Genomic DNA, 25,326 nt, shown 5'->3' with positions numbered 1-25,326 from the left:
CCTCCCGTCGGCAGCGGCTCAGGTCCGCCCGCAGCAGGCCTTGAACTTCTTGCCGCTGCCGCACGTGCACGGATCATTGCGCCCGGGTTTGACGCCCGTGCGGCGGAAGGTCAGCGCCTGTCGATCGGCCCGCGACGCGGCGCGGCGGGCAGGGGCAAAGTGGCGGTAGAGCTGCGCCGCGCCCATCACCATCGCCTCGACCACCTCGGCGCGCACCGTGTCGTCGAACGGCGGAGGGCGCATCGCCTCGTCGGGGTCATGCTCGTGGTGCAGCATCATCATCGGCACCAGCACCTCGCCGGCCTGCTCGTCGCCGAGGACCTCCTGCCAGCCTTCCGGCGCAACCTGCATGCCCCGCGTGAAGCCGGTCGCCCAGGCGTTGCCGGAGACACGGCCCTGTGCATCGGCGCTCAGGCGCGGAACACGGGGTGCATCCGACGCATCGGCCTTGACGAGTTCCTCGGCCACGGCGCTCCAGTGGCGCGTCACCAGTCCGACGATCGCGCGGGCCTGGCCCTCGTCGTCGAACGAGGCTTCGGCGTCCGCCGTCTCGCCCCAGACCAGTGGCAGCCACACGGCCGGGCCGACCAGATCGGGTGTGCAGTGCAGCGCGCAGAAGAAGCCGTCGAGCATCTCGACGTTCATCGCGCCCGCGGGCAGGCTGGCGAGGAAGGTGTCGAGCGTGTCGAGTTCGGCGGCACTCAGTGGCGGCGTCGAGGCCGCAGCAGCGGGGGCAAGGGGCAGATCGGTCATCCGCCGAGCGTAGCGCATGTGGCGCAGCGCCCCGCGTGTTTCCCCCAGGTAAAGCGGCGGGATCCTGTCAGCCTGTTCGGCGTTTGACCGGCATCCGTGCCCGATAGGCTGACCGGATGCAGACTGCGCCTTCTTCGACCATGGAACATTCCTTTTCTTGGAGCACCGCCTCACCGCCGCACGGGCAGGCCGGATGGCACCTGGTGCTCGCCGGCCTGCCCGCCACCGACACCCGCCGACTGCAGACGCTGATGCGCGGCTATGGGCACCGCGTCAGCATCGCGCAGGGACTGGCAGAAGTCCGTGCACAGCTGACCGAGGCACCAGTGGACGTGTTGTTGCTGGGCGAAACCGGTGCGCCGACGCTTCTGGATGCCATGACGCTTTCGGCTTCGGGTCGGGCGGCACCGGCATGCATCTGCCTCATCGAGGAAGACGACGCCTGCGCCCGCATCACGTTCGGCAACTGGCGCTACGACAGCGGACAGCGGCGGCTGTGCGTGCCGGGCGGGCCGGAGGTGGAGCTGTCGCCGGCCGAGTCGCGCTTGCTGCTGACCTTCCTCGACCACCCGGGCGCGGTGCTGAGCCGCGACGCGCTGATGTCGGTGGCGCACGGCCAGGGCTTCGACGCCTACGAGCGCAGCATCGACCTGCTGGTGTCGCGGCTGCGCCAGAAGTTGCGCGATGACGCCCGCCAGCCGCGCTGCATCCGCACGGTCCGTGGCGTGGGCTATCTGTTCGAGGGCATGTAGCCGCACCGCAACCAAGACGACAACAGACAGATACCTCGGCGGCGCAAGCTCTGTTCTGCGATCACCAAAAGGAACCCGCCCATGAACGTCAATCTCAGCAGCCTGTCGTCGTCCTGCGGCAGCACCCGCACCTCGCAGACCCAGCGCACCGGCCCGACCGATGCCGAGAAGGCGAAGATGTTCGCCGACATGGACAGCGACAGCGATGGCAGCGTCAGCAAGAGCGAATTCGAGGCGTTCAAACCGCCCGAAGCACCGAGCCAGTTCAATGTGCAGCGTTCCACCTCGCAGCTTGCGCAGCAGTCGGGCCACGGCGGGCCTGGCGGCCCTGGTGGTGCCGGCGGTGACCCGATCCAGTCGCTGGACAGCGACTCGGATGGTTCGGTTTCCAGCGATGAATTCGGTCTCGACTCCGCCAGCGACGAGGTGAAGAAGCTCTACGCCGCCATCGACAGCGACAGCGCCACCACGTCGATCAGCAGCACAGGCACCCGGTCCAGCCAGCGCCCCGACGCCTCGGAGATGATCCGCATGATCGCCGCCCGCTACGCCGAGATGCAGAGCAGCACCTCGACCGAATCGCTCAGCCTGACGGCGTGAGCGCAGCCAGCGCGGGCGTCCGCACGGTGATTTCCAAGCCCGGCACAGCCGCCCGCGCCACCAGCCGGCCGCCGTGCGCCTGCGCCACCAGTCGGCAGAGGTACAGCCCCAGCCCCACTCCGCCGCTGCTGCGCCCGCGCGCCGCATCGGGCCGGTAGAACGCCTCGCCAAGCTGCGCCAAGGCCTCGGGCGCCACACCGGGGCCGTGGTCGCGGACAGTGAAGACCAGTTCGTCCACTTCCCGGTGCAGACGCACGTGCAGCGGCGGCTGACCATGGCGCAGCGCGTTGCCGACGAGGTTGCGCACCAGCAGCCGCCAGCGCGCCGGATCGACCGCCACGGTGCCGAGATCGGCGTCCAGATCGAGTTCCAGCGCCACGTCCGCGGGCACCTGTTCGTGCACGGTGATCTCGACCAGCGCCGCCAGATCGACCGGCTCACGCTGCAGCGCCGCGTGGCCGGCGGCCAGGCGCTCGCTCTCCAGCAGGTCGCTGATCAGCTCGCGCATCTCGCCGAGGTCGCGCAGCAGCGCGTCCCGCGAGGGCCCTTCATCGACCAGCTCGGCATTCAGCCGTGCCCGCGTCAGCGGCGAACGCAGCTCGTGGCTGATCGACAGCAGCAGCGCCCGCTTGGCGTCGAGCATGTGGCGCAGCTCCCCCGCCATGGTGTTGATCTGCCCGGCCAGCCGGCCGAGTTCATCGGCGCTGCGCACGGGGATGGGCGTGTCGAACTGCCCCTGCCCATAGCGGACCGCCCCGCTGCGGATCTCGCCAAGCGGGCGCAGCCAATGGCGCATCACCGCGTAGGCCAGCGCCGTCAGCCCCAGCAGCAGCGCAAGCGTGAACCAACCGATCGCGCGCGGTCGGTGGCGCCACGGCACGTCGCCGAGGCCGAACTGGAGCGTGTGGCCATCCGCGGTGGTGCGGGTCAGCAGCAACCAGCCACGTTCGGTGTCGTCGCCGGCGGCTGGGGCGTCGTCGTCCTCGGGATGCATCAGCCGGTGCATGGGGGGCATCGGGGGTCGGCCGTGCCGCGGGCCGCTGGCGAGCCATGGCGGCAGACCACTGCGCTGCTGTTCGCGCAGGGCGCGCAGGTGCGGGTGCGAGTCCCAGCGGACCTGCGGCCCGTCGATGCGCACCGACAGCGGCAGCCGCTCGACCAGCGCCTTGGCGCGCTCGACATCGGGTGGCGATCCCAGTTCATCGGCAAGCCGGTCCACGTAATCGGCCACCAGCGGACGCACCAGCCCGCGCCAGCCGCCGCCGATCGCCCGCTGCATCCCGCCCGTGAACACGGCTGTCAGCGCCAACGCCAGCACCAGAAACAGCAACACCAGCCGCACACCGAGCGCCCCGGTGAAGCGCCGCAGCGTCTGCACGGCCGCGGCGGCCGTCATGGCTGACGGGCTCCGGCGAAGGTGTAGCCGGCGTTGCGCAGCGTCTTGATGCAGTCCAGCGGCTCCAGTTTGCGGCGGATGCGGCTGATGAGGATGTCGATGGCGCGGGTGTAGACGTCCGCATCGTGGCCGCGCAGGCGGGAGAGGATCTCGTCGCGGGTGAAGACCTTGTGCGGCTCGCCGGCCAGCAGCGCGAGCAACTCGAACTCGGTGCCGGTCAGCTCCACCTCGGCGCCACCACGCAGCACCTGCCGGCGGTCCAGGTCGATCTCGATGCCGTTGAAGAGCAACCGCCGACCGTTTTCCGGCGGCGCCACGGCGGGCACCGCCGGCTGGCGGCGGCGCAGGATGGTCTGCAGGCGGGCGGCAAGTTCGCGCGGCTCGAAGGGCTTGGGGAGGTAATCGTCGGCACCGAGTTCGAGGCCGATGACGCGGTCCATCACGTCGCCGCGGGCGGTCAGCATCAGGATGGGCAAACCAGCCAGCGCGGGATCCCGCCGGATCTCGCGACAGACGTCAAAGCCGTCCATCTCGGGCAGCATCACGTCGAGGATGGCGGCGTCAAATCCGCCAGCGCGCAACTTCGCCAGACCGACGCTCGGGCGCAACGCGCTCTCCAGCGTGAGGTCGAAGCGTTTCAGGTAGGCCGCCAGCGGGGCGGCCAGGTGTTCGTCGTCGTCGATGAGCAGCAGGCGGGGCATGGCCGGATCCTAGCGCCGTGTGTCCGTCTGCTGCCAGCCCGTCGACGTCCGGTCAACCGCCGTGGCGACCCATCATGCCGCGGCCCATCGGACCACGTTCCATGAAGGTGCGGACCTTGGCCTGCTGCTCGGGCTTGAGGCTGTCGTAGAAATCGCCCATGGCGGTGATGACGTCGGGGGCGGACGCGCGCATGGTGCTGGTCTTCTGGTCCACGAGGGCCTGGGCCGCGGCGCGGTCGAACTTGTCGCCCTTGATGAGGGCCTGCATCTCGGCGCGCGGCATCATGTCGCCCTTGCCTTGGCCCATCTGCCCACCATTGGCAGCCATCATCGCCGTGCGCTTGGCGTGCATGGTGTCCATCAGGGTGACGAGCTTGGCCTTCTGGGCGGCGTCCAGCGACAGTTCGCTGGTGGCGCGTTCGATCATCTTGTCGCGGTGCTTCTGCATGTCGGCGGCGCTGTGTTCGCCGCGGCCCATGCCCATGTGGTGTTCACCGCGGTCACCGCGGCCTTCACCGCTGAACGGGGTGTGGCCACAGGCGGACAGACCGACAACGAGACCGGCAGCGGCGAGGGCGAACAGGGAGCGCTTGATCAGGGGACGCATGGTGAGGGTTCCTTCTGCGGAGTGGGTTCGGTGGGTGGTGCTGCCCGGTCAGAGACCGGCTGCAACATGGACTCCATCGTGCCTGCCCGACGCTGTGCTGTCCTTTCCCGCAGGTATCGTCGTGTTTCGTTTTATGTCGCGGCCGGGCCAGAACCCGTGCCGTGGCGCGCCATGAAACCGCGGTCGATCCGGTCCTTCCAGCGCCAGACCCAGCGCCCCTGCACCGCCAGCGGCCCCCAGGCGGCGATGGCGCTGCGCTCGCCGAGCGAGAGCAGGTTGAGCGTGCGCCCAGGGGCCGCCCACGGCACGGGCGCCCTCCCCGCCAACCGGCCGAGCACATTCGCCGCCAGCACAGCACCCGCCCGCACCGCGTGAACACCGCTCTTCGGCAGCGGCTGGTCGAGGCGGCTGGCCACATCGCCCGCGGCGAACACCTCCGGGTGCGACACGCTCTGCAGCGTCGGCAAGGTCACCAGACCGCCATCCGGCGCCAGCGCCAGCCCGCTGCCCTGCAGCCAGCGTGGCGCGACCGTGCCGGTGGCCAGCACGATTTCGTCGGCCGCCCAGATCCGGCCGTCCACGGTCACCACCGCATCGGATGCGATCTCGCGCGCAGCGCCCTCGATGCACCGCACACCCCGTTCGGCCAAGGCCCGCACGCCCAGCCGCCGCACGGCGGCGGGATAGTTCGCCAGCAGCCCGGTCCCGCCCGTGACAATGGCCACCTCCGCCGCCACGCCCAGCCGGTGCCGCCATGCCAGCGCCAGCTCGAACCCCGCCGCACCGCCACCGACCACGACCACCTGCCTCGGCGGAGCCACGGCCAGACGGCGGGTGGTCCGGGCCAGCCAGTCCTCGATGGGCCGCAGCGTCGGCACGCCAGCCGTTCCCCAGGCACTCGGATCCTGCACCGGACCGGTGTTGACCGACAGCACGTCGTAGCCGAGTACACCCCCGTCGTCGAGCTGCACCGTGCGCGCGGCCGCATCCAGCCCGATCGCCGCCGCCTGCCGCAGCGTCACACCCGCCGCGGCGGCCAGGGGCGCCAGCGCGATCACGCACTGCGCCTCGGTGTAGTGCCCGGCCAGCCAGCCGGGCAGCATGCCGGAATAGACCAGCCGCGGCGCCGGGGTGACGAGCACGGCCTCGACATGCGCCGGCCGCTGCCGCGCCAGCGCCTGCAGCACCGCCAGTTGCGCGTGGCCGCCGCCCAGCAGCACCAGCCACTGCCTCTCAGCCACCGCCGCGGCGCCAGGCGTGGTAGCGCGCCAGCCAGCGCAAGGCCCCTTCCGGCTTGTGCGCGTCCTTCCAGCGCCCGGCGGTCAGCTTGGCCGCGTCCGACCAGCCCGGATAGGGGTGGACCGTGCCGAGGATCTTGTTCAACCCCAGCCCGTGCTGCATCGCCAGCGTGAACTCGGCGAGCACCTCGCCCGCATGGGCGCCCACGATGGTGACCCCGAGGATCCGGTCGCGCCCCGGCTCGGTCAGGACCTGGATGAATCCGGTGGTCTCGCGCTCGACGATCGCGCGGTCCAGATCGTCCAGCGGGTAGCGCGTCACGTCGACCGCGACGCCCTGCGCCGCCGCCTCGCGCGCGTTCAGGCCGACGCGGGCGATCTCCGGATCGAGGAAGGTGATCGCCGGCATCGCCCGGCCATCGACCCGGAACCGCTTGAACTGCCCGAACAACGCATTCACCGCGGCGGACCACGCCTGGTGCCCGGCTGCGTGCGTGAACTGCCACGGGCCGGCGACGTCGCCGCAGGCGTAGATGTTCGGGTGCAGGGTTGCGAGGAACTCGTCGGTTTCGATGGTGCGCCCGACCGGGATGCCGAGTGCTTCCAGCCCGAAGCCCTGCAGCCGCGCCGAGCGGCCAACCGCGACCAGCAGCCGGTCGAAGGCCACCGCCGAGCCGTCCGCCATCTGCAGCACGCCGTCCGGTGCCCCGGCGACACGGGCCTCGGCCCTTTGCACGGCCACGCCGAGCCGCAAGTCCACACCCGCCGCGCGCAGGCTGTCGGCGGCCAGCGCGCTCACCTCGTCGTCCTCGCGCACCAGCAGCTGCGGCGCCTGCTCCACCAGCGTGACCCCGCAGCCCAGTCGGGCCAGCGCCAGCGCCAGCTCGCAGCCGATCGGACCTCCGCCCAGCACCGCGAGCCGCCGCGGCGCCGCACGCAGTCCCCACAGCGTGTCGGTGGTCAGGAAGGACACGTCCTGCAAGCCCGGCAGCGGCGGCACGGTGGGCGCCGCGCCGGTGGCGATGACGATGGCGCGGGTGCTCAGCACCTCGCGTGTACCGTCCGCCGCAGTGATCTCGACGTGCCACGGATCGACCAGCCGCGCGTGGCCCTGCCGCACATCGACGCCCAGCGCCGTGTAGCGCTCGACCGAGTCGTGCGGCGCCACGCCCCGCACCGCCTCGGCGACCCGGTCCATCACGGCCGCAAAATCGACCGTGGCCGGCACCGCCGTCAGACCGAACTCGCCCGCGCGTGTCACCTCGTGGGCCAGCCTGGCGGCGCGGATGAGCGCCTTGCTCGGCACGCAGCCGGTGTTCAGGCAGTCGCCGCCCATCTGGTGCACCTCGACCAGCGTCACCCTGGCACGCACGGCGGCAGCGATATAGCTCGTCACCAGCCCCGCGGCGCCGGCACCGATGACGACCAGATTGCGGTCGTAGCGCTTCGGCCGCTGCGCCGCCCAGGGCTGCTGCACCTGGCGCGCCTGCCAGCCGCCGAGCACCACCCGCGCGATCCACGGAAACACCGCCAGCAGCGCAAACGCTCCGAGCAACGGCAGCGACACGATGCCCGACAGCGACTGCAGCCCGCCCAGCGCCGTGCCCGCATTCACGTAGACCAGCGTGCCCGGCAGCATGCCGAGCTGGCTGACCCAGGCGTAGCGGCGGGCTGGCATCTTCGTCAGGCCCATCACGAGGTTGATGACGAAGAACGGCACCAGCGGGACGAGGCGCAGCGTGAAGAGGTAGAACGCGCCGTTGCGGTGGATGCCGCGGTGGACCTCGTCCAGCCGAGCACCGAAGCGGCGGCTGACGCTGTCGCGCAACAGGTAACGGGCGGCGAGAAAGGCCAGCGTCGCGCCCGCGGTGGACGCGAAGGACACGACCACCAGCCCGGTCCACAGCCCGAACAGCGCCCCACCGGTCAGCGTCAGGATCACCGCGCCGGGCAACGACAGCGCGGTGACGGCGATGTAGACCACCAAGTAGACGGCGATCACGGTCAGCGGGTGGGCGGCGTAGAGGGCCAGCAACTCTGCCTGGCGTGCCTTCAGCGTCTCCAGACGCAGCCAGTGGCCCAGGTCGAAGCACCAGAACGCGGCGGCCAGCGCCACCACGGTCAGCAGGATCAGCCATTGGCGTCGGGTCATGGGAGAGTGTCCTTGTTCGGTGCGGTGTCCAGCAGCATCCATCCCGCGACCACTCGGGTGCAGATCGTCAGGCCGCACAGCGCGGCAAAGCCCAAGGCCAACGCCGGGAACGCCATCGGCCACAGGCACATGGCCGCGAAGCACAGCAGCGTCTCGGTGCCTTCGGTCAGGCCGCCGAGGTAGTAGAAGCCTTTTTGCGGATACGCCGCGCTGTTCAGTCCTTGCCGCTCGGCCAGGATGGCAAAGCCGAGAAAGCTCGACCCGGTGCCGATGAACGCCGCCAGCAGTACAGCGGCCGCCAGCGCGTTGCGCGCCGGATCCAGCATGGCGAACGCCAGCGGCACGCTGGCGTAGAAAAGGAAATCGAGCGTGATGTCGAGGAAGGCGCCCCGTGACGTCGGGGTCGTCAGGCGCGCGACGGCACCGTCCAGCCCGTCTGCCAGCCGGCCCAGCGCCATCAGCAGCAGCCCCGCCATCGGATGCCCCCATGCCACCAGTCCGCTGCCCGACAGGCCGACTGCCGCGCCCGCCAGCGTCACCGCATCCGCCGACACGCGACGCCGCACCAGCGCCCCCGCGATCCGCTGCACCGTCGGCGCAAGCCACGCCAGCACCAGGCGGTCAAGCATCCGCACCTCCGTGGTATTCGATGCCGGGACCGGACAGTGCCAGCACCTGCGCGCCGGGCGGGATGTCGGCCGGATCGTGTGTGACCAGCACGGCAGGCAGGCCGTGGCGGGCCAGCGTCTGCCAGACCAGCGTGCGCATCGCGGCGCGCAGCGGCACGTCCAGCCGCGAGAACGGTTCGTCCAGCAGCAACGACCGTGGCGCGGCCAGCAAGGTCCGCAGCAGCGCGACACGCTGGCGCTGGCCGCCGGAGAGCTGGTGCGGACGGTGGCCGGCGTGGGCCGCAAGTCCGGCCTCGGCCAGTGCCGCCTCGGCGCGGGCCACGCGCTCGCCGCGCCGACCAGCGGGCACGGCGAACAGCAGGTTGTCCAGCGCGGTCAGGTGGGGGAACAGCAGGTCGTCCTGGAACATCAACCCGAGCCGGCGTGCCTCGACCGGCAGCGTGTGCAAGGGCAGTTCGCCTTGCCACAGCCCGCCGGTGGCCTGCAGCGGCGGCGCGGCCAGTCCGGCCAGCGCCTGCAGCAGCGAACTCTTGCCGCAGCCGCTCGGCCCGGTGACCACCAGCACCTCACCAGGCGCCACCACCGCGTTCACCGGCCCGACCAGACCGCGGCCGTGCAGCGTGACGGTCACATCGACCAGGCGCAACGCCGCGGACGCGATCGGGGCATGCGCGCCGGCGTTCATGGCCGCACCGCCTGCGCCCGCCCGACGATCCCGGCCAGCGCGAACCCCAGCAGCGGCAGCAGCGCCTGCAGCACGGCAAACGCCGCCCCGGTCGCCCGCTGCCCACCGGCGGACAGCGTGACCGCCTCGGTCGTGACGGTGGCGAGCCGACCTGCACCGATGAACTGCGTCGGCAGGTACTGCCCCACGCTGACCGCGAAGCCCACCGCCAGCGCCGAGGCCAGCGGCGCTGCCAGCAGCGGGCGCTTCACCTGCCAGGCGAATGCCAGCCACGACCGACCGAGCGTCTGCGCCACCCAGGCGTGCCGCGGGTCGAAGCGCCGCCACGCCGGCAGCAGCATGACCAGCACATAAGGCAGTGCCATCCAGAAATGGACCAGCACCAGCCCGGCGAGCGTGCCGTCCAGCCGCAGCGCCAACGCGATCCGGTAGACGCCCGCCATCAGCAGCAGGCCTGGCACGACCACCGGCACCAGCGCGACGGCGGTGGCGGCGCGGTCCCAGGCGGGCGGGGTCGCCTCCAGCCACAGCACCACCAGCGCGACCGACAGCCCGGACGCTGCCAGCGCCACGCGCAGCGTCGTCCACAGCGTGCCTGTCGCGGCGCCGACCTGCGTCCAGGCGGCGGGCGTCCACACCGTCGGCCACAGCGCCGGGAAGCGCCAGACACCGCTCACCGAAGCCACCACGAGCGCCAGCCCCGCCGCCAGCCAGAGCCCCGCCATCCCGTTCTCCGTCCTCCCCGCGACGGCGGAGAGGACCGGAGCGGGGGCGAGGGCGAGGGCAAGGGCGGGACCACGAACATGACGGGCTTGCAGCATCGGCCCGGTCACCCGACGAAGCGCCATCCACCCCGCTGCACCGATGACCATCACGCCCGCCAGCACACACGCCGCCGCCGCCCCTTGCGCGTTGCGAAGCGGATCGGCGTCCAGCAGCCACTGCCAGGCCAGCACCGCCAGCGTCGGCGGCGCCCCCGGCCCGAGCACCAGCGCCATGTCCACCACCGTGAGCCCGTACGCCGCCACCGCCGTGACGGGCCACACCAGCGCCCCGCTCCACCCCGGCCACACCACGCGCCACCAGACCTGCGCGGGCGCATACCCGAGGCTGCGCCCGAGCGCCAGTTGCTGCCGCAGGCGCAGCGCGACATCCGGCTGCGCCAGCAGCGCCGCGATCGTCCAGAGCAGGAACGGCGTCTCCTTGAGCACCAGCGCCAGCGTGAGGGCCAGCGCCTGCGGGTCGTTCATGGTGACCCAGTCGGGCGGAGCGTCCCAGCCGGCCAGCGGTGCGACGAGCCGGGCGATCCAGCCGCCGGGCATCCACAGCAGCGCCAGCCCGATTGCCAGCGCCGCGTGCGGCACGGCCAGCATCGCCGGCAGTCGGCGCTGCAGCGATGGCCAGCGCGGGTGGTCCCAGAGCTGCGTGGTCAGCCACAGGCTCAGCGCGGTGGCGGCCAGCGTGCTGCCCAGTCCGGAGACCAGACTGGACACCAGCGCCGGGCCGGTCCGGGGATCCTCCAGCAGCGCCTGCCAGGCGGACACCCGCGCCGCTTCGGCCAGCGCGGCGACCAGCGCGACGGCCAGCGGCAACGCCACGAGCCCCAGGCCGGACAGCCGGGCAGCCCGGCGCGCCCACTGCCGGCCGATCGGCTGCGGCGCACACAGCGAGGTCGATGACGTCACCGCCACCGGGGGTCAGCGGCCGTAGCGCCGCAGCCATTCCTGTTCGAGTGGATTGACCCAGGAACCGTGCGGCTCCGGCCACGCCGGCGCCGGATGACGCACGGTGCCCGGCAGCGCGTTGCCCTGGAACAGCGCCCGCTCGGCCGCGGGCAGCCGGTCCAGCGCCAGCACCGTCGGATCGCCCCACTGGCGCACATCGGCCTTGCGCGCCTGCGCCGCGGGCGACAGCAGGAAATTCGCCACCACCTGCGCGCCCGCCTTGGCACGGGCGTTGAACGGAATCGCCACGAAGTGGGTGTTGCCGATCGTGCCGCCGCTGTGCTGGTAGCTCACCACCGAGGACGACAGCTTGCCAGCCAGCATCTCGCTGGCCGCCTCGTTCGGGTTGAACGTCAGACTGATCCACAGCTCGCCGTCCGCCAGCATCTGGCGCGCCACCGCATCACTGGCAGGAAAGAGCCGACCCTGGCGCCACAGATGCGGGTGCAGCGCGTCCAGCGCCTTCCACAGCGGGGCAGTCACGCGGGCAAACGCATCGGCAGTGTGCGGACGGGTCAGCGCAGCGCGGTCGGCCGTGGTCTCCATCAGCACCTGCTTGACAAAGGTGGTGCCGTGGAACTGCGGCAGACGCGGATAGGTGAAGCGCCCCGGGTGGCGCAACGCCCAGGCGGTCAGCTCGGTGATGTTGTCGGGCACCGTGGACACGCGCTGTCCGTCGGCGAAAAAGGTGAGCTGCGCCATGCCCCAGGGCGCTTCCAGCCCCTCGACCGGCTCGGAGAAGTCGAGCCGCGTCGTCGGCTTTCCGGCCACATCGATCGCCGCGAAGGACGGCAGCGACTCCGCCCACGGGCCAAACAGCAGCGCCTCGCGCTTCATCGTCAGGAAGTTCTCACCGTTGATCCAGAGCAGGTCCGCCGAGCCATCGCCGACACGGCCGGCCGCCTTCTCGGCCCGCACGCGGCGGATCACTTCGGCGGCATCGGTGATCTTGACGTGCTGGAGCGTCACCCCGTGCAGCCGCTGCAACTCGACCGCCGCCCATTGGAGGTAGGCGTTGATGCGCTCGCTGCCAGCCCAGGCATTGAAATAGACGGTCTGGCCGCGCGCTTCGGTTTCGAGGCGTTTCCAGGTCGGGGTATCCGCGGTCACGGCGCGGGCCGGCAGCGCACCCGAGGCCAGTGCGACGGACAGGAAGGTGCGTCGGGACAGTTGGCGAGCAACAGGGGCTTGGTTCACGGAGTCCTCGGACAGTGGCAGTGGCAGTGGCAGTGGCAGTGGCAGTGGCAGTGGCAGTGGCAGTGGCAGTGGCAATGGCACCAGCCAGTCGGGCACCAGCGGCCGATCATGCCAGCGCCGGATGCCCCGCGAACAGACGCCGTCCGAAGACCGCATCCATCGACCACTTCCCCGGCCCCCAGAGCACCAGGCCAGCCAGCAGACTGCCCCAGAACACATGCAGCGCAAAGGCCGCTTCCGGCATCTCCGGCACGCTCAGCACCGCAACCACATTCATCACCGACAGCGCCAGCGCCGCAAAACGCCCGCCCAGCCCGAGCACCAGCAGCACGGGCAGAACGATCTCGCCCGCAGTTCCGGCGAACGCCGCCACCTCGGGCGACAGCAGCGGCACATGGTATTCGTCGGTGAACAGCGCCACTGTCGTCTCCCAGTCGCGCAGCTTGGTCAGGCCGGACAGGAAAAAGACCTTGGCGACAAACAACCGCGCCGCAAGTTGCGCCAGCGGCTGCAGCGATTCGCACAGATCGACCACACGGGCGTAGCCGCGGCAGAGGGTATCGGTCAGCATCGTGGTTCTCCAGGCAAGGGTTCAGGCAATCACATCGATCCGCGCCAGCAGGCCATCGGCGACGGCCGGAGCGAGCCAGGCCTCGACATCGAAGCCCGGCACGTCGAGCGCCTCGGCCAAGGGCCGCGCTTGCAGCAGGGCACGGCGCAGAAAGTCGGCGGTGGGAGCCTCCACCGCAGCCACCTGCACCCGCCAGCCCTGGCGCCAGACCAGCGCCGTCTCGGCACGCCGACCGTCCAGCGCCACGCGAACGTCGGCCAGGGGATCGGGCTGCGCCATCTGCACAGGGTCATGGTGGGCGCGCCAGATCGACACGACCGGGTGCGCACTGTGCAGAAGCGCCAGACCCGCCGTCGGACGCAGCAGGAGACGGTCGGGGGCGGTGTCGCCCAGGCGCATCAGGGTCATCAGATCCGGCGCCACATCGGCCGCGCCTTCGGCCTGCGCAACCGCGGCGTCCAGCCGCGCCATGTCGGCCAGATACGGCAATTCGGCGAGTTGCTCGGCTTCGGCGAGGAAGTCGGGCAAGGGGTCGCCCCACTGCGCCAGATCACCCCGCTCCGGTGGCCACTGGCGCCAGAAGGCGCGCGCCATCGGGCCGAAGGTTTCCTCGCCAAGCAGGGCCTGCACGGTCGGGTACCGCGCACCCAGTGCCCGTTCGGCGTTGACGGCGGCATTGGCCGTGTAGACCGCCAGACCACGGGCCAGATCGGCGCGCGCCGGGGTGCGGGTCCAGCCGGTGAGCGCGCCGGCCTGTCCGCTGCGCAGCGCCTGCATCAGCAGGCGCTGGCGGATCTGCTCGCGCTCGAACGCTTCGGTGGTCGTCATGCGGTCACCCCGTGCAGCACGGTGTCGGCGTGCGCGGCTTCGTCCAGCAGGACGGCCAGCGTCGGCAGGTCGGTGTCCCACTCGATCAACGTCGGCACCGGGCCGTGGCGCTGCACGGTGTGTGCATAGACCTGCCAGACGGGTGGATGCACGCGGCTGCCGTGGTCGTCGATGACGAGGGTGGCCGTTTCGACATAGCCGGCCAGGTGGATCTCGCCAGCCAGCCCGGGGGCGAGCCGGTCGACCCAGGCGCAGGCACGGCGCACGGCAGCGGCCTCGTCGTCGCCGGCGTTCAGTGCGTTGACGACGAGGTTGTTGACATCCAGCAGCACACCGCAACCGCTGCGGCGCGACAGTGCGTTGAAGAAATCGGGTTCGGCCAGCGCATCGTCGGCCCAGCCGAGGTAAGCGCTCAGGTTCTCGACCAGGATCGGCCGCCGCAACCGCTCCTGCACCTGCTGCACATTGCGCACCATGATGGCGAGCGCGGCATCGGTGAACGCGATCGGCAGCAGATCGCTGCCGTGCCAGACCGGTGCACCCCGCCCGGGATCCACCCGGGCAAAGCTGGCGTGGTCGGACACCCGCACCGGCTCGACCGCCGTGACCAGTTCGGCCAGCCGGTCGAGGTGCCACGGATCCAGCCCGCAGGCGCTGCCCAGCGACAGACCGACGCCGTGCAGGCTGATGCTGTAGTTCTGGCGCAGGTCCATGAGCACGGCACGGGCGGCTCCACCCGGCGCAAAGTAGTTTTCGCTGTGGACTTCGAGGAAGCCCAGCGGCGGGCGCTGCTGTCGCAGCAGGGCCGCGTGGGGTTGGCGCAGGCCGATGCCTGCAGAGGTCGGTGCAGGCATGGCGGGCGGCTCACTTCTTCATCATGCCCATCTTGGCCTCTTCGGCCGTCATGCCCTTCAGGTCCTTGCAGGTGCCCTTGGGGACGTACTTCCATTCGTCAGCACCCATGTCGGCCTTGCTCTGGCCGGCACAGGAGTGGGTACCCGAGAGGTTGGCGCAGTCGTTCTGGCCGACCTTGGCGATGCCGAAGCACTTTTCCTTGGCCTTGTCCTGCGCGGCGGCAGGTGCAATGACACCCAGTGCGAGGACAGACGCGAGGGCAGAAGAGAGGATGAGGCGTTGGTTCATGTAGGTTCTCCGTGTGGTGGACTGTGTCGCTGTTCAGCAGACAGGACTCTGTCGCACAGGAGACCGGATTCCTTACACTGGGTCCACGAAATTTTTTCCGGCCTCGCTCGCCGCCCCGAATGACCGACTTCGCCCACCAGATCCAGGCCCTGCGCCCCCAGTTGCTGCGCTATGCCCGCAACCAGCTGCGCAACAACGCCTGGGCGGAAGACGCCGTGTCCGAGACGCTGCTGGCGGCGCTCGAGAAGCCGCTGGCCTACACCGGCGCGGCACAGCTCAAGACCTGGCTGACCGGCATCCTCAAGCACAAGGTGATCGACCAGATCCGCCGGCACCGGCGCGAGGTGTCGACCTCGACCGACGACGACCACGAGGATCTCGACGACCTGCTGTTCAAGTCCAACGGACATTGGCAAGAGATGCCCGCGGACTGGGGCCATCCGGGTGCGGCGCTGGGGCAGCGACAGTTCTTCGACGTGCTGGAAGCCTGCATGGAACACCTGCCTGGCCAGCAAGGCCGCGTCTTCGTGATGCGCGAGTGGCTCGAACTCGACACCGAAGAAATCTGTAAGGAAACCGGCATCAGCGCGACCAACCTGTTCGTGCTGCTGCACCGCGCCAGACTGCGGTTGCGCGAGTGCCTCCAGGTGAACTGGTTCACCGGCCAACACACGCCGAACTGAACGGAACACGCCATGCGACTGCGTCTGACCTGCAAGGAAACCACCCGCCTCGTGCTTGAAGGCGAGGACCGCGTGCTGCCGCTGGGCGAGCGCGTGCTGATCCGCATGCACCTTGGCTACTGCAAGGGCTGCACCCGTTTTTCGAAGCAGGTGAAACTGATGCATGGCGCCATGGACGGCTGGCGCCGCTACGCAGACGGCCGCGACACGGCGCCGCCGGCCCACCCGCCTACCTCTTGAGCAACTGGGCCAGTGCGGCATCGGTCACTGTCTGACCATCGCTGCGTTCGTCATACAGCGGCGCCGTTGGTTTCATGACACGACGCAACGCCTTGTGCAGGGCCGTTGCCGGTGACAGGCGACCGGACAGCAGGCGCTGAACGACGTCCATCCCCCGGATCCAGCCACTGTAAAGACGCCGTGCCGTCGCGTCCCCTGGCGCAATCCGGGCCAGCACCAGCCTTGGCCAAGCGCCCCACAGCCCGCGCTGCCACGCCGCTGCCTGCCGCAGGTAGCCAATGGCCTCCTGCCGCAAGCCGAGCGCCAGTGCGCGGTGCCCCGCCGCCAGACAGTAGTGACGGCGCAGCCGGAGCGTCTCCTCGTCGGTGCAGTCCGGCCCGGCAAACAGCTCGTCGAAGAACCCCAGCTTGTTCACCTCGAAACGGTAGGCCCCGCTACCAGTGGCCAGGTGTGCCTGCGCAAGCGGCTGGTTGCCGACGGCCCGCTCGTACTTGATCGCCGACGGCACGGCGATCATGCTGGCCGGAAATGCCCGCGCCAGACGCGCCAGGAAGTGGTAGTCCGCCGCACTGCGGGTGTGGGTCGCGAAGGGACCGATCTGGGCGATGGCTTCGCGGGTGCACAGCGTCACCGGCAACCAGTTCAGATAACCCCAGCGCATGTGGGGAAAGAGGCTGCCCTGGTAGAGCATCGCGTCCGGCTGCCCGATCGACTCGACGATGCCCCGGCCCCACTCGCCGACGACGCGCTTGCGCTCGTAGACCCGCAGATAGTCATCCTTGACCCCCGTAGGCAGCAGCAATGCACGCGAGCGGACCGCCCGGGCAAAGCCGCAGTACAGAACGCCGATATCGTGACGATCATGCAGGATCGGGGTGGAGCCGTCCCCAAGGTCCTCAACAAACTCGGTGGTCACCCAATGCCGATCCGGATGCGCCCGCAGGAAAGCCGTCGTCAACGCCAGAAAATGCGGCAGCCACTCGTCATCGGAGTCCAGAAAGGTGACGAATCGCCCACGGACCGCCTTCAATCCAGTGTTGCGGGCGGCATACACGCCTTGGTTGGGTTGTTCGATGTAACGGATCCGCGGGTCGAGTCCGTCCAGACGGGCACGGGTGCTGTCAGTCGATCCGTCATCGACCACGATCAACTCCCAATCCGGGAAAGACTGCCTCAGGACGCTGGAAACAGCACGTCCGATCACATCCACCCGATTGAAGGTTGGCAATACGATGGAAACTTCAGGCATTTGTCAAGATCACGGTCGCCAAACACAAGCAGATTTCGTCAACCTGATCACGAATCAGGCTACTTTGCTTGTTTCCATTGATCCTAGTCGCAACAATTGTGGCGGTCTACAATGTTCTGGCACCGAAAGCGGGGTTTCATTTTGGATTCAGACTTGCATCAGTCAGTCCGATTGATCCCAAGCGCGAAAGCCCGCTCTCGAATACGAAAACTCTGGCGATATCTCCGTGCCAATATCGCAGGCAGGCTTCACAATGCGTCCGCCTTGCGTGGGCGATCCCTTCTGTCCGGGTTTCCCCACGGATACTTGTCAGCGCACCCTGCCATTCATGCCCGAACACGTAAATTTCATTTACGTTGCAGACCACTGCGTTTCGGTGCCCGACTTGTGGGACGATCGCCCACCTCAATGGAAACGTTTGGTTACGTTACGGATAATATCAATGCCACGGGAACGCTACCCGGGGAGTGGGAGTAACTCGAATGATCAGGATTTCTCGTCCGATTGCGCGCTGGTTCGTACAAGCACGGTATCCGTCGGGCACCAACTTGCTGCCTATCCTGATGTACCACCGGGTACTGGCCGAACCAGACCCCTTGCAGCCGGATGTGCCGCACCAAGCCTTGCTGGCCGAGCAGTTCCGCACACTGGCGGGTGCCTTCAACGTGCTGCCACTGCACGAGGCGGCCGAGTTGCTGCAGCAAGGCGGTCTGCCGCCGGGCGCTGCCTGCATCACGTTCGATGATGGCTACCGCGACAACCACGACCTCGCACTGCCGCTGCTGCGCGAATACAAGCTGCCTGCCACCGTGTTCGTGGCCACCGGCTACCTCAACGGCGGCCGCATGTTCAACGATTCGGTGGTCGAGACCGTGCGCCGCCTGGACACCGGCGAGATCGATCTGTCAAGGGTCGGGCTCGGCAAGCGCCTCGTCAGTGACGTGGCCTCGCGCCGCACCCTGATCGGGGATCTCACCAAAGCCGTCAAGTACCTCGATCCGGCCGAGCGCGACGAGTTCTGCGAAGAACTGTGTCGCCGTGCGGACTCGCGCCTGCCGACCGACCTGATGATGGACGACGCACAGGTCAAGGCCATGTCCGACGCCGGTGTCGACATCGGAGGCCACACTGTCAGCCACCCGATCCTGGCCCGTATCGACGGTGACACGGCCCAACGCGAAATCGAGACCAACCGCGACCAGATCACGGCCTTGACCGGCAAGCAGCCACTCTGTTTTGCCTACCCGAACGGCAAGCCGAACCTGGACTACACCTCTGCGCACGCCCGCATGGTCAGCAAAGCCGGCTATCGAGCTGCAGTTTCCACTGCGGTCGGTGTCGCATCGGACGATGCGGACCCCTTCCAGCTACCCCGTTTCATGCCACGCGAGCGCAGTGCCGCGCAGTTCGTCGCACGCATGGTGCGCATGGCGACGCACCGTCATAGACAGGTGGCCGATTGACATACACTTTGTTACTTTCAGACTCCACGGAGACCATCGGGTCCGATTGATGGCAGGGATTTCTATGGCAGCGGGTCTGACACCCCTGCCGGACAGGGCACTACGATGAGCAACCAGTTCGGCGCCAAGGCAATGCTGCGTTCGGCGCTGCTGATGACCGGCTCCACCTATGTGGCCTACGCTGCAGGTCTCGTGGCCAGCATGCTGGTGGCCCGGGCACTGGGTCCGGCTGACTTCGGCCGGTACGCCTACCTGATCTGGCTCTCGGGTGTGCTGGTGCTGCTGATGAACCACGGGCTGACCACATCCGCCATCCGCTTCGTTTCGGAGTCGCTGGGGCGCGGCGACCATGCGGGTGCACAGGCTCTGCACCGCTGGTTCCAGAAGCGTCAAGGCTGGTCGATTTTGGCCGTTGGTACCGTGTTTCTGGCGGGGCTGCCCATCCTCAAGCCGGCCGGCTGGGAGGGCCATCTCGCTTTTTTCGCCTTGGTCGCGCTGTCGGCTTCGGCCACCAAGGCCTGGTACCTCTTCAGCATCTCCGTGGCAAAGGGCCATGGGCGCTTCGGCGTCGAGGCCAGCTCGGTCAGCGCGCTCAGCCTGGTCAACCTGATCGGCGCCGGTGTGCTGGCCTGGATCGGTGTGCCACTCGAAGGTTTCATGCTGCTGTTCCTCGTGGTGTCGATCGCCCACCCGGTCATGGCGACGATCCAGCTGCGCCGTGCCGACATCCGCAAGGGCGGGCGCGACTGCGAGGAAACGCTGCTCCAGCGCGTGCGGCCGCACCTCTTCTGGACGATGGTCAGCACCTTCGTCTTTGCCTTCAGCAACAAGTCGGTCGAGACCTTCCTGCTGAACAAGCTCGCCGGGCCGGAGGCAGTGGGTTTCTTCACGATTGCAGCGACCCTGACACGGGGTGGCGTCGAACTGCTCTCTACCGGCCTCACTACCGTGCTGATGCCGATGATGGCCAACGCCTTCGGTGCCGGGGGACGCGACCGGGTCAACCGCATCGCAGGCGATGCCGTCCGCTACTTCCACTTCCTGGGGCTGCTGCTGACCGGGGTGGGGTTCTTCTGGGCCGCGCCGGTCATTGCGCTCATGTACGGCGACAAGTACGCGCCGACGGCCTTCGCCTTGCAGATGATGGTGATCATCCGCGGCTTCACGCTGTCGCACGCCGCGTTTGGCGCCCTGCTCTCGATCACCGACAACCAGCGCCTGCGGGCCGCAGAGTCGATCTTTGCCGTCGTGGTGAGTGCGGCAACCGCGCTGTGGCTGGTGCCGCGTTACGGCCTCATGGGGGCCATCTTTGCCCACATGCTCTCGACAGCGGCCGTGTTCCTGTTCTCGTTCGCATGTGTACGCATCGTGCTGAAGGTGCCGCTGCCGTACGGGGATATGGCGCGGATGACCGCCGCAGCCGTGAGCGCAGCCGCCGTCTCGATGGGTGCGCTGATTGCCACTGACGCGCCCTCCTCACTGCACCAGATTCTGGTCGGCGTGCTGTACGTGCTGACCTATCTGGCCTGCACCCTGGTCTTCAAGGTCTGGAACCAGTACGACCTGGCCATGCTCGGCAATCTCGGCAACCGGATTCCCGCCTTCAAGCGCTTGGCGTTTCTGCTGATTCCCTGGGCGCGGCACGTCTGAATATTGACGCATTCGCAGCCGATATTACCCATACCTTTAATGGAACTGAATTCAGTGGCTTGCAGTGTTCGATCTACGTCGATTCCAGGTGGGAAAACTTCCCTTTTTGTGTGACTTCTGAAATCATTCGCCACACCACGAACAGAACCACACTGCCCGAATGGGCACCCTGGAGCCCAAAGCCATGTCAGGAGTTTCTGTCAGTCCACCCGGCCTGATCAGCGTCGTCATACCGGCGTACAACGCCCAGCACTCCTTGCGCGCCACGCTGGACAGTGTCTTTGCCCAGACTTGGCCCCACGTCGAGATCATCGTGGTGGACGACGGATCCACCGACCACACCGCCGACCTGCTCGCCGCCTATGGCGAGCGTGTGAGGACCATCTGCCAGCCCAACGGTGGTCTCGCCAGCGCACGCCGCACCGGGGTGGCCGCGGCCCGCGGCGAGTTGATCGCATTGATGGACGCAGATGACCTCTGCCGCCCGGAACGTCTGGCCGTGCAGGCCCGGGTGCTGCAGCGCTGGCCGGAGGTGGTGCTGTGCTGCAGCGATTTCGATGCGTTCGACGAGCAGGGGGGAGTCGACCGGGCCCATGCAAGCCGCTACTACGCGACCATCAGCCGCGCACCGCAAGGCATCCGCTCGCTGCTCGATCAGGTCGACACCCTGGATCTCCAGGGCTGCTTGCCCGAGGAAACCAGCGATCCAGCCCCATCCACGACTGTCTGCCGCGGCAACGCTTACCGCGCGATCGCCCACGGCAACTTCATCCACCCACCGACCATCCTGTTTCGCCGCCATCTGCTGGAGACGGTCGGCAGCTTCGATCCTGAAGCCGGTTCGATGTGCGACTGGGACTGGGTGGCCCGCGCGGCCGAAGCTGGATCGGTCGCCTTCGTGGAGCGCCCGCTGCTGGACTACCGGCTCTCATCGACGCAGATGTCCTCGCCACGGCACCGCATACGGGCCAGCATCGACACGCTGCGGGTTGCCGAGCGCATCTGCCGGCGGGACGAGGCACTGTATCTGGCCGAATTACCCCGCTTCCGGGCCGATCTGGGTTTCTTCTGCGCCGATGCCGCCGATGCCGAAATCGACAACGACAAGCGCAAGGCGGCGCAGCTGCTGCTGCGCAGTGTCGTGCGCTTCGGGCGGGTGGATGCGATGACCTTGCGTGTGCTGCTCAAGCTGCTCACCCCCGGCTGGGCGCTGGCCGCCAAGCGCCAGCGCCAGGCCTTGTCGGGAACGTGATCAGTCCACGGCGGCAGGCGCCGCGGCGGTATCCGCCACCGCAGTCGCTTGCTGCCGTTGGCGCCGCCGACGCAACGCAGCCTCCAGATCAAACCGCCACGCCGAGGTCCGCAGCGTCGTCCAGGTCATCTGCTCGTCGAGCGTGGCCAGGTTGACCTTGTAGCGCGACTCGCCAGCCATGAAGTCATAGACATCGTGCCCCTGGGCGGCGTTGTACTGGGCTGCCAGCACATGGGCGACCAGACCGGGACGTGCGTGTTTCTCGATCAGGCCGTACTCCAGTCCCGACTGGTAGAAGTACACCCGCCCGCCGCGCACGAAGCTGTAAAGAAAGGCCAGATCCTGCTCGCCCACGGCCACGCGCAGCAGTTGCACGCCCCCATCCAGCAGATGCCGCTCCACCAGCGTGCGGTGGAAGCGGGTGAAGAACGCATTGCTGAACGCCCCCGGCTGGCCCTGCGCCACCCAATGCGCCTGGTGCAGCGCAGCCAGCCGGTCCAGCCAGCCGAGACCCTGCGCCACCGTGGTCGCGGCCTCCAGCGTGATGGCACCGAGGCGCCCGTATTCCTTCATGCTGCGGCGGATCTGCGACCGGGTGTTGGCGCTGATCAGCGTCAGGAAGTCGCCACCCGCCTCGCGCACGGCGGGCAAGCCCACCGCATACGAGCAGCGCACCCAATCCTCGCGTGTCACCTTGCGCCGCCCCGCCCGCTCGACTTCGGCCGGCCAGCCCCCACCCGCCAGCCCCGGCAGCGTCACCTCGGTCACGCCCCGAAGCTGGCCCAACCAATGGCCCAGCATGGCAGCGCGCACCGCCGGTGCATGGTCCCGGTCGAGCAGGAAGTCGTTGTGCTCGACGGTGAGGATGTCCAGCTCGGGTCGGCCAGTCGCGTGCAGAAAGGCGGTGCGGCAAAACGGCAAACCGAAGCGCTGGCGCACCGGTCCGTCCACCACCAGCGCCAGCCCCACCACCCGCGCGCCCTGGCGGGCCTGCAGCAAGCGGGGCTGGATCGCCGCGGGCAGCGTCTCCAGCCAGACCCCCATCCAGGCCCATGAGGTGAAGAAGCTCGCCTGAGCGCGGGCTTCGAGGTCACGCCACAGCACCTGCAAGGTGTCCAGGGCGGGCAAGGGATCCAAGGTCAGTCGGCAAGCATCAGCATCGGTCATGCCCTGGATTGTCGCCGTCACCGCTCACTTGCGCATGAGCGTGCTCTTGCCGAAAAGGCTTTCAATCAGATCGACCGCCAGTTCGGCTGTGCGGTTACGCAAGTCAAACGCGGGGTTCAGCTCCACCACATCCAGCGAGGCCAGACGCCCGGTGTCGGCGATCATTTCCATGCAGAGCTGCGCCTCGCGGTAGGTGGGACCACCCGGCACTGTCGTGCCCACCCCCGGCGCGATGTCCGGGTCGAGGAAGTCCACATCAAAGCTCACGTGCAAGTGGGTGTTCCCATCGAGCGTGGCCAGCGCCAGCTCCATGGCGTGGCGCATGCCCATCTCGTCGATGAAGCGCATGTCGAACACCTCCAGATCCTGCTGGTGCACGAAGCGCTTCTCGCCTTCGTCCACGCTGCGGATACCGATCTGGCGGATCACCTTGGGCGAGATCGCCGGCACATGGCCGCCGATGCCGGTCAGCGCATCCGGACCGAAGCCGCACAGACACGCCACCGGCATGCCGTGGATGTTGCCGCTCGGGGTGATGGCGCTGGTGTTGAAGTCGGCATGGGCATCGAGCCAGAGCACCCGCAGCTTGCGGCCCTGCTCGCGGCAGTGGCGCGCCACGGCGCTGATCGAGCCGATGCCCAGGCAGTGGTCACCGCCGAGCATGATCGGCAGGCGCCCGGCACGCAGCTCGGCCAGCACGGCGTCGTGCGTCAGGCGGTTCCATTCGGCCACTTCGGACAGGTGGCGGTAGCCATCGACCGGAGGCAGCCAGGGATTGGCCGGGCCGCTGAGGTTGCCGGTGTCGTGGACCGTCAGCCCGTGGGACTCCAGCCGCTCGCGCAGACCAGCCACGCGCAGCGCCTCCGGCCCCATCGACGCACCACGCGCCGAAGCGCCTGCATCGGTCGGCACGCCGATCAGGGAAACCTCGGGCTTGGGCGTCTGAACCATGGTCACATGTCCTCGGCAAATTTGCCGGTCTGGGTATCAGGAAGGTCAAAGCCGTAGTGGGATGACAGGCAGGACCAAGCCTCCTCCGCGGTTTCGACGAAGTGGAACAGCTCGGTATCACGGGGGCCGATCATGCCGGTCTCGATGAGCCAGTCAAAGTCGATCAGCCGGGTCCAGAACTCGCGCCCGAAGAGCAGGATCGGCCGGCGGCGCGACTTGCCGGTCTGGACCAGCGTCATGGTCTCGAACAGCTCGTCGAGCGTGCCGAAGCCACCGGGGAAGCACACCAGTGCGATGCTCCGCATCAGGAAGTGCATCTTGCGGAGCGCGAAGTAATGGAACTGGAAGCACAGCTCGGGGGTGATGTACGCGTTCGGCTCCTGCTCGTGCGGCAGCACGATGTTCAGGCCGATGCTGCGCCCGCCGACCTCGTAGGCCCCGCGGTTGCCCGCCTCCATGATGCCTGGCCCGCCGCCGGTGACGACGTGGATCGGCGTGTCCAGTCGAGACGACTCGCGGGTGACGATGGCCGCGAAGCGCCGCGCCTCCTCGTAGTAGCCGCTCATCTGCACCTGCATGCGGGCACGGGCGATCGCCACCGCATCCCCGCTCGCTTCGGCGTCACTGTAGCGGCGCGCGGCCACGTTCAGCGGCAGGATGCGGGCGCTGCCGAAGATCACGATGGTCGACTCGATGCCCTGCTCGCGCTGCACCAGCTCGGGCTTGAGCAGCTCCAGCTGCATCCGTACCGGCCGCAACTCGTCGCGCAACAAAAACTCGTTGTCGGTGAACGCGAGTCGGTAAGCGCTTTCCGGGCCGCTGTACCGCGAGACCGGCTGGACGGCAAGGGCTTCTTCCTCCGCGCTGGGGAAGTTGCGGGCTTTCAGGTCAGGATGAGAGGGGTCCATGGTGTTCATTGTGGCGATCCGCGCAAACGGGGCACGCGGGGTCGCGGCCCATGCGGATCTCGGTCCATTCCATGCGGCGCACGTCGAGCATCTGCAGCCGTCCGGCCAGAGAAGTGCCGAAGCCGCTCAGGATTTTCAATGCCTCGGCCGCCTGCATCGTGCCGATGATGCCGACCAGCGGAGCGAACACGCCCATCGTGGCGCAGCGCACCTCGGGCACTTCGGCTGACGGCGGGAACACGCAGGCGTAGCAGGGATCGGCGGTACCGCGGGCGTCCCAGACCGAGATCTGGCCGTCCAGCCCGATCGCGGCGCCCGAGACCAGCGGTTTGCCATGGCGCACACAAGCCGCGTTGACGGCATGCCGCGTCGGAAAGTTGTCGCTGCAATCGAGCACCACGTCGGCCTCGGCCACCAACCGGTCGAGCAGAGCGGCGTCGGCCCGTTCGCTGATCGCCCGCACGCGCACCTCCGGATTGATCGCCGCCATCGAGGCCGCAGCGGACGTGACCTTGGGCTGGCCGACGCGCTCCTCGGTGTGGGCAATCTGGCGCTGCAGGTTGGTGCGGTCCACGGTATCGTCGTCCACGACCGTCACCGTGCCCACGCCAGCGCTGGCGAGATAGAGCAGCACGGGAGAGCCCAGCCCACCCGCGCCGATCACCAGCGCGTGCCCGGCCAAAAGCCGCTGTTGGCCTTCCACCCCGATCTCGTCGAGCAGGATGTGCCGACTGTAGCGCAGCAACTGGTCGTCGTTCATGTCGTCCATGTCGTCCACGCGCACGCC

General features: G+C 68.7%; 26 protein-coding genes. 7 read left to right on the top strand and 19 right to left on the bottom strand.

Annotated elements, in window-relative coordinates:
- Positions 1-18: 18 nt before the first annotated feature.
- Entirely contained in the window at positions 19-753 is a 735-nt protein-coding gene (locus RMP06_RS11560; protein ID WP_310461932.1) for a UPF0149 family protein, read from the bottom strand.
- A gap of 140 nt (positions 754-893) precedes the next feature.
- Between RMP06_RS11560 and RMP06_RS11555 the strand changes: the two genes are divergently transcribed.
- Both RMP06_RS11555 and RMP06_RS11550 read left to right on the top strand, forming a co-directional pair.
- Entirely contained in the window at positions 894-1,505 is a 612-nt protein-coding gene (locus RMP06_RS11555) for a winged helix-turn-helix domain-containing protein (RefSeq protein ID WP_310461931.1), read from the top strand.
- A gap of 81 nt (positions 1,506-1,586) precedes the next feature.
- Positions 1,587-2,105, top strand: a complete 519-nt coding sequence (locus RMP06_RS11550; RefSeq protein ID WP_310461930.1) for an EF-hand domain-containing protein — start codon at positions 1,587-1,589, stop codon at positions 2,103-2,105.
- Here RMP06_RS11550 and RMP06_RS11545 read toward each other — a convergent pair.
- The 13 genes from RMP06_RS11545 to RMP06_RS11485 form a co-directional block, all read right to left on the bottom strand.
- On the bottom strand, positions 2,089-3,501 hold the full coding sequence (locus RMP06_RS11545) for an ATP-binding protein (protein WP_310461929.1): 1,413 nt from the start codon (positions 3,499-3,501) through the stop codon (positions 2,089-2,091). The genes RMP06_RS11550 and RMP06_RS11545 overlap by 17 nt on opposite strands.
- Positions 3,498-4,202, bottom strand: a complete 705-nt coding sequence (locus tag RMP06_RS11540; RefSeq protein ID WP_310461928.1) for a response regulator transcription factor — start codon at positions 4,200-4,202, stop codon at positions 3,498-3,500. Before RMP06_RS11540 ends, RMP06_RS11545 begins: the two co-directional genes overlap by 4 nt.
- A gap of 52 nt (positions 4,203-4,254) precedes the next feature.
- Entirely contained in the window at positions 4,255-4,809 is a 555-nt protein-coding gene (locus RMP06_RS11535; RefSeq protein WP_310461927.1) for a Spy/CpxP family protein refolding chaperone, read from the bottom strand.
- A gap of 131 nt (positions 4,810-4,940) precedes the next feature.
- Positions 4,941-6,050: an FAD-dependent oxidoreductase gene (locus RMP06_RS11530; protein WP_310461926.1), complete on the bottom strand. Its 1,110-nt coding sequence runs from the start codon at positions 6,048-6,050 to the stop codon at positions 4,941-4,943.
- Positions 6,043-8,199: an FAD-dependent oxidoreductase gene (locus RMP06_RS11525; RefSeq protein WP_310461925.1), complete on the bottom strand. Its 2,157-nt coding sequence runs from the start codon at positions 8,197-8,199 to the stop codon at positions 6,043-6,045. Before RMP06_RS11525 ends, RMP06_RS11530 begins: the two co-directional genes overlap by 8 nt.
- Entirely contained in the window at positions 8,196-8,828 is a 633-nt protein-coding gene (locus RMP06_RS11520) for a CDP-alcohol phosphatidyltransferase family protein (RefSeq protein WP_310461924.1), read from the bottom strand. The genes RMP06_RS11525 and RMP06_RS11520 overlap by 4 nt, the downstream gene beginning before the upstream one ends.
- Complete coding sequence (locus tag RMP06_RS11515; protein WP_310461923.1) at positions 8,821-9,513, bottom strand: ATP-binding cassette domain-containing protein; 693 nt, start codon at positions 9,511-9,513, stop codon at positions 8,821-8,823. Before RMP06_RS11515 ends, RMP06_RS11520 begins: the two co-directional genes overlap by 8 nt.
- Positions 9,510-11,198: an ABC transporter permease family protein gene (locus tag RMP06_RS11510; protein WP_310461922.1), complete on the bottom strand. Its 1,689-nt coding sequence runs from the start codon at positions 11,196-11,198 to the stop codon at positions 9,510-9,512. The genes RMP06_RS11515 and RMP06_RS11510 overlap by 4 nt, the downstream gene beginning before the upstream one ends.
- Before the next feature lie 12 nt (positions 11,199-11,210).
- Positions 11,211-12,530 (bottom strand): ABC transporter substrate-binding protein, encoded by a 1,320-nt coding sequence (locus RMP06_RS11505; protein WP_310461921.1) that lies wholly within the window; start codon positions 12,528-12,530, stop codon positions 11,211-11,213.
- 10 nt (positions 12,531-12,540) lie between these two features.
- The gene (locus RMP06_RS11500; protein WP_310461920.1) at positions 12,541-13,005 is read right to left on the bottom strand and encodes a DoxX family protein; all 465 of its coding nucleotides are present in this window, start codon (positions 13,003-13,005) and stop codon (positions 12,541-12,543) included.
- A gap of 21 nt (positions 13,006-13,026) precedes the next feature.
- Positions 13,027-13,833 (bottom strand): HvfC/BufC family peptide modification chaperone, encoded by an 807-nt coding sequence (locus tag RMP06_RS11495; protein WP_310461919.1) that lies wholly within the window; start codon positions 13,831-13,833, stop codon positions 13,027-13,029.
- Complete coding sequence (locus tag RMP06_RS11490; protein WP_310461918.1) at positions 13,830-14,687, bottom strand: MbnB/TglH/ChrH family RiPP precursor modification enzyme; 858 nt, start codon at positions 14,685-14,687, stop codon at positions 13,830-13,832. The genes RMP06_RS11495 and RMP06_RS11490 overlap by 4 nt, the downstream gene beginning before the upstream one ends.
- A gap of 10 nt (positions 14,688-14,697) precedes the next feature.
- On the bottom strand, positions 14,698-14,976 hold the full coding sequence (locus RMP06_RS11485; protein WP_310461917.1) for a BufA1 family periplasmic bufferin-type metallophore: 279 nt from the start codon (positions 14,974-14,976) through the stop codon (positions 14,698-14,700).
- Between the two features lie 119 nt (positions 14,977-15,095).
- Between RMP06_RS11485 and RMP06_RS11480 the strand changes: the two genes are divergently transcribed.
- Entirely contained in the window at positions 15,096-15,659 is a 564-nt protein-coding gene (locus RMP06_RS11480; protein ID WP_310461916.1) for a sigma-70 family RNA polymerase sigma factor, read from the top strand.
- A gap of 12 nt (positions 15,660-15,671) precedes the next feature.
- Positions 15,672-15,899 carry a zf-HC2 domain-containing protein gene (locus RMP06_RS11475; RefSeq protein WP_310461915.1) on the top strand — a complete coding sequence of 76 codons (228 nt, stop codon included), beginning with the start codon at positions 15,672-15,674 and terminating at the stop codon, positions 15,897-15,899.
- Here the strand turns inward: RMP06_RS11475 and RMP06_RS11470 are convergent.
- Positions 15,889-17,148 (bottom strand): glycosyltransferase family 2 protein, encoded by a 1,260-nt coding sequence (locus tag RMP06_RS11470; RefSeq protein ID WP_310461914.1) that lies wholly within the window; start codon positions 17,146-17,148, stop codon positions 15,889-15,891. The genes RMP06_RS11475 and RMP06_RS11470 overlap by 11 nt on opposite strands.
- A 563-nt stretch (positions 17,149-17,711) precedes the next feature.
- Between RMP06_RS11470 and RMP06_RS11465 the strand changes: the two genes are divergently transcribed.
- The 3 genes from RMP06_RS11465 (at position 17,712) to RMP06_RS11455 (ending at position 21,513) form a co-directional block, all read left to right on the top strand.
- Positions 17,712-18,611: a polysaccharide deacetylase family protein gene (locus tag RMP06_RS11465; protein ID WP_310461913.1), complete on the top strand. Its 900-nt coding sequence runs from the start codon at positions 17,712-17,714 to the stop codon at positions 18,609-18,611.
- Positions 18,612-18,716: 105 nt separating this feature from the next.
- Entirely contained in the window at positions 18,717-20,261 is a 1,545-nt protein-coding gene (locus RMP06_RS11460) for a lipopolysaccharide biosynthesis protein (protein ID WP_310461912.1), read from the top strand.
- A 184-nt stretch (positions 20,262-20,445) separates the two neighbouring features.
- The gene (locus tag RMP06_RS11455; protein WP_310461911.1) at positions 20,446-21,513 is read left to right on the top strand and encodes a glycosyltransferase family 2 protein; all 1,068 of its coding nucleotides are present in this window, start codon (positions 20,446-20,448) and stop codon (positions 21,511-21,513) included.
- On the opposite strand, the gene RMP06_RS11450 is transcribed toward RMP06_RS11455, so the two are convergent.
- From RMP06_RS11450 to RMP06_RS11435, 4 genes are read right to left on the bottom strand one after another with little or no spacing between them, the layout of a single operon-like run.
- On the bottom strand, positions 21,514-22,680 hold the full coding sequence (locus RMP06_RS11450; RefSeq protein ID WP_310461910.1) for a GNAT family N-acetyltransferase: 1,167 nt from the start codon (positions 22,678-22,680) through the stop codon (positions 21,514-21,516).
- Positions 22,681-22,704: 24 nt separating this feature from the next.
- Positions 22,705-23,631: an arginase gene (gene rocF / locus RMP06_RS11445; RefSeq protein ID WP_310461909.1), complete on the bottom strand. Its 927-nt coding sequence runs from the start codon at positions 23,629-23,631 to the stop codon at positions 22,705-22,707.
- A gap of 2 nt (positions 23,632-23,633) precedes the next feature.
- Positions 23,634-24,539 (bottom strand): LOG family protein, encoded by a 906-nt coding sequence (locus RMP06_RS11440; protein ID WP_310461908.1) that lies wholly within the window; start codon positions 24,537-24,539, stop codon positions 23,634-23,636.
- Positions 24,520-25,299 carry a HesA/MoeB/ThiF family protein gene (locus RMP06_RS11435; protein ID WP_310462061.1) on the bottom strand — a complete coding sequence of 260 codons (780 nt, stop codon included), beginning with the start codon at positions 25,297-25,299 and terminating at the stop codon, positions 24,520-24,522. Before RMP06_RS11435 ends, RMP06_RS11440 begins: the two co-directional genes overlap by 20 nt.
- Positions 25,300-25,326 lie beyond the last annotated feature (27 nt).

It is taken from the genome of Sphaerotilus sp. (assembly GCF_031429695.1).
Lineage (GTDB): Bacteria > Pseudomonadota > Gammaproteobacteria > Burkholderiales > Burkholderiaceae_C > Sphaerotilus.
The sequence above is the reverse complement of the archived record's forward strand: the minus strand, read 5'-3'. Positions and strand labels throughout refer to the sequence as shown.

Excerpts from the sequence above, each read along its gene's own strand:
- RMP06_RS11475 (WP_310461915.1), top strand. The coding sequence starts at position 15,672 with ATGCGACTGCGTCTGACCTGCAAGGAAACCACCCGCCTCGTGCTTGAA.
- RMP06_RS11465 (WP_310461913.1), top strand. The coding sequence starts at position 17,712 with ATGTACCACCGGGTACTGGCCGAACCAGACCCCTTGCAGCCGGATGTG.
- RMP06_RS11525 (WP_310461925.1), bottom strand. The coding sequence starts at position 8,199 with ATGACCCGACGCCAATGGCTGATCCTGCTGACCGTGGTGGCGCTGGCC.
- RMP06_RS11540 (WP_310461928.1), bottom strand. The coding sequence starts at position 4,202 with ATGCCCCGCCTGCTGCTCATCGACGACGACGAACACCTGGCCGCCCCG.
- RMP06_RS11500 (WP_310461920.1), bottom strand. The coding sequence starts at position 13,005 with ATGCTGACCGATACCCTCTGCCGCGGCTACGCCCGTGTGGTCGATCTG.
- RMP06_RS11545 (WP_310461929.1), bottom strand. The coding sequence starts at position 3,501 with ATGACGGCCGCCGCGGCCGTGCAGACGCTGCGGCGCTTCACCGGGGCG.
- RMP06_RS11520 (WP_310461924.1), bottom strand. The coding sequence starts at position 8,828 with ATGCTTGACCGCCTGGTGCTGGCGTGGCTTGCGCCGACGGTGCAGCGG.
- RMP06_RS11470 (WP_310461914.1), bottom strand. The coding sequence starts at position 17,148 with ATGCCTGAAGTTTCCATCGTATTGCCAACCTTCAATCGGGTGGATGTG.
- RMP06_RS11485 (WP_310461917.1), bottom strand. The coding sequence starts at position 14,976 with ATGAACCAACGCCTCATCCTCTCTTCTGCCCTCGCGTCTGTCCTCGCA.
- RMP06_RS11440 (WP_310461908.1), bottom strand. The coding sequence starts at position 24,539 with ATGGACCCCTCTCATCCTGACCTGAAAGCCCGCAACTTCCCCAGCGCG.
- RMP06_RS11480 (WP_310461916.1), top strand. The coding sequence starts at position 15,096 with ATGACCGACTTCGCCCACCAGATCCAGGCCCTGCGCCCCCAGTTGCTG.
- rocF (WP_310461909.1), bottom strand. The coding sequence starts at position 23,631 with ATGGTTCAGACGCCCAAGCCCGAGGTTTCCCTGATCGGCGTGCCGACC.
- RMP06_RS11455 (WP_310461911.1), top strand. The coding sequence starts at position 20,446 with ATGTCAGGAGTTTCTGTCAGTCCACCCGGCCTGATCAGCGTCGTCATA.
- RMP06_RS11555 (WP_310461931.1), top strand. The coding sequence starts at position 894 with ATGGAACATTCCTTTTCTTGGAGCACCGCCTCACCGCCGCACGGGCAG.
- RMP06_RS11515 (WP_310461923.1), bottom strand. The coding sequence starts at position 9,513 with ATGAACGCCGGCGCGCATGCCCCGATCGCGTCCGCGGCGTTGCGCCTG.
- RMP06_RS11435 (WP_310462061.1), bottom strand. The coding sequence starts at position 25,299 with ATGAACGACGACCAGTTGCTGCGCTACAGTCGGCACATCCTGCTCGAC.
- RMP06_RS11535 (WP_310461927.1), bottom strand. The coding sequence starts at position 4,809 with ATGCGTCCCCTGATCAAGCGCTCCCTGTTCGCCCTCGCCGCTGCCGGT.
- RMP06_RS11550 (WP_310461930.1), top strand. The coding sequence starts at position 1,587 with ATGAACGTCAATCTCAGCAGCCTGTCGTCGTCCTGCGGCAGCACCCGC.
- RMP06_RS11560 (WP_310461932.1), bottom strand. The coding sequence starts at position 753 with ATGACCGATCTGCCCCTTGCCCCCGCTGCTGCGGCCTCGACGCCGCCA.
- RMP06_RS11450 (WP_310461910.1), bottom strand. The coding sequence starts at position 22,680 with ATGACCGATGCTGATGCTTGCCGACTGACCTTGGATCCCTTGCCCGCC.
- RMP06_RS11460 (WP_310461912.1), top strand. The coding sequence starts at position 18,717 with ATGAGCAACCAGTTCGGCGCCAAGGCAATGCTGCGTTCGGCGCTGCTG.
- RMP06_RS11495 (WP_310461919.1), bottom strand. The coding sequence starts at position 13,833 with ATGACGACCACCGAAGCGTTCGAGCGCGAGCAGATCCGCCAGCGCCTG.
- RMP06_RS11490 (WP_310461918.1), bottom strand. The coding sequence starts at position 14,687 with ATGCCTGCACCGACCTCTGCAGGCATCGGCCTGCGCCAACCCCACGCG.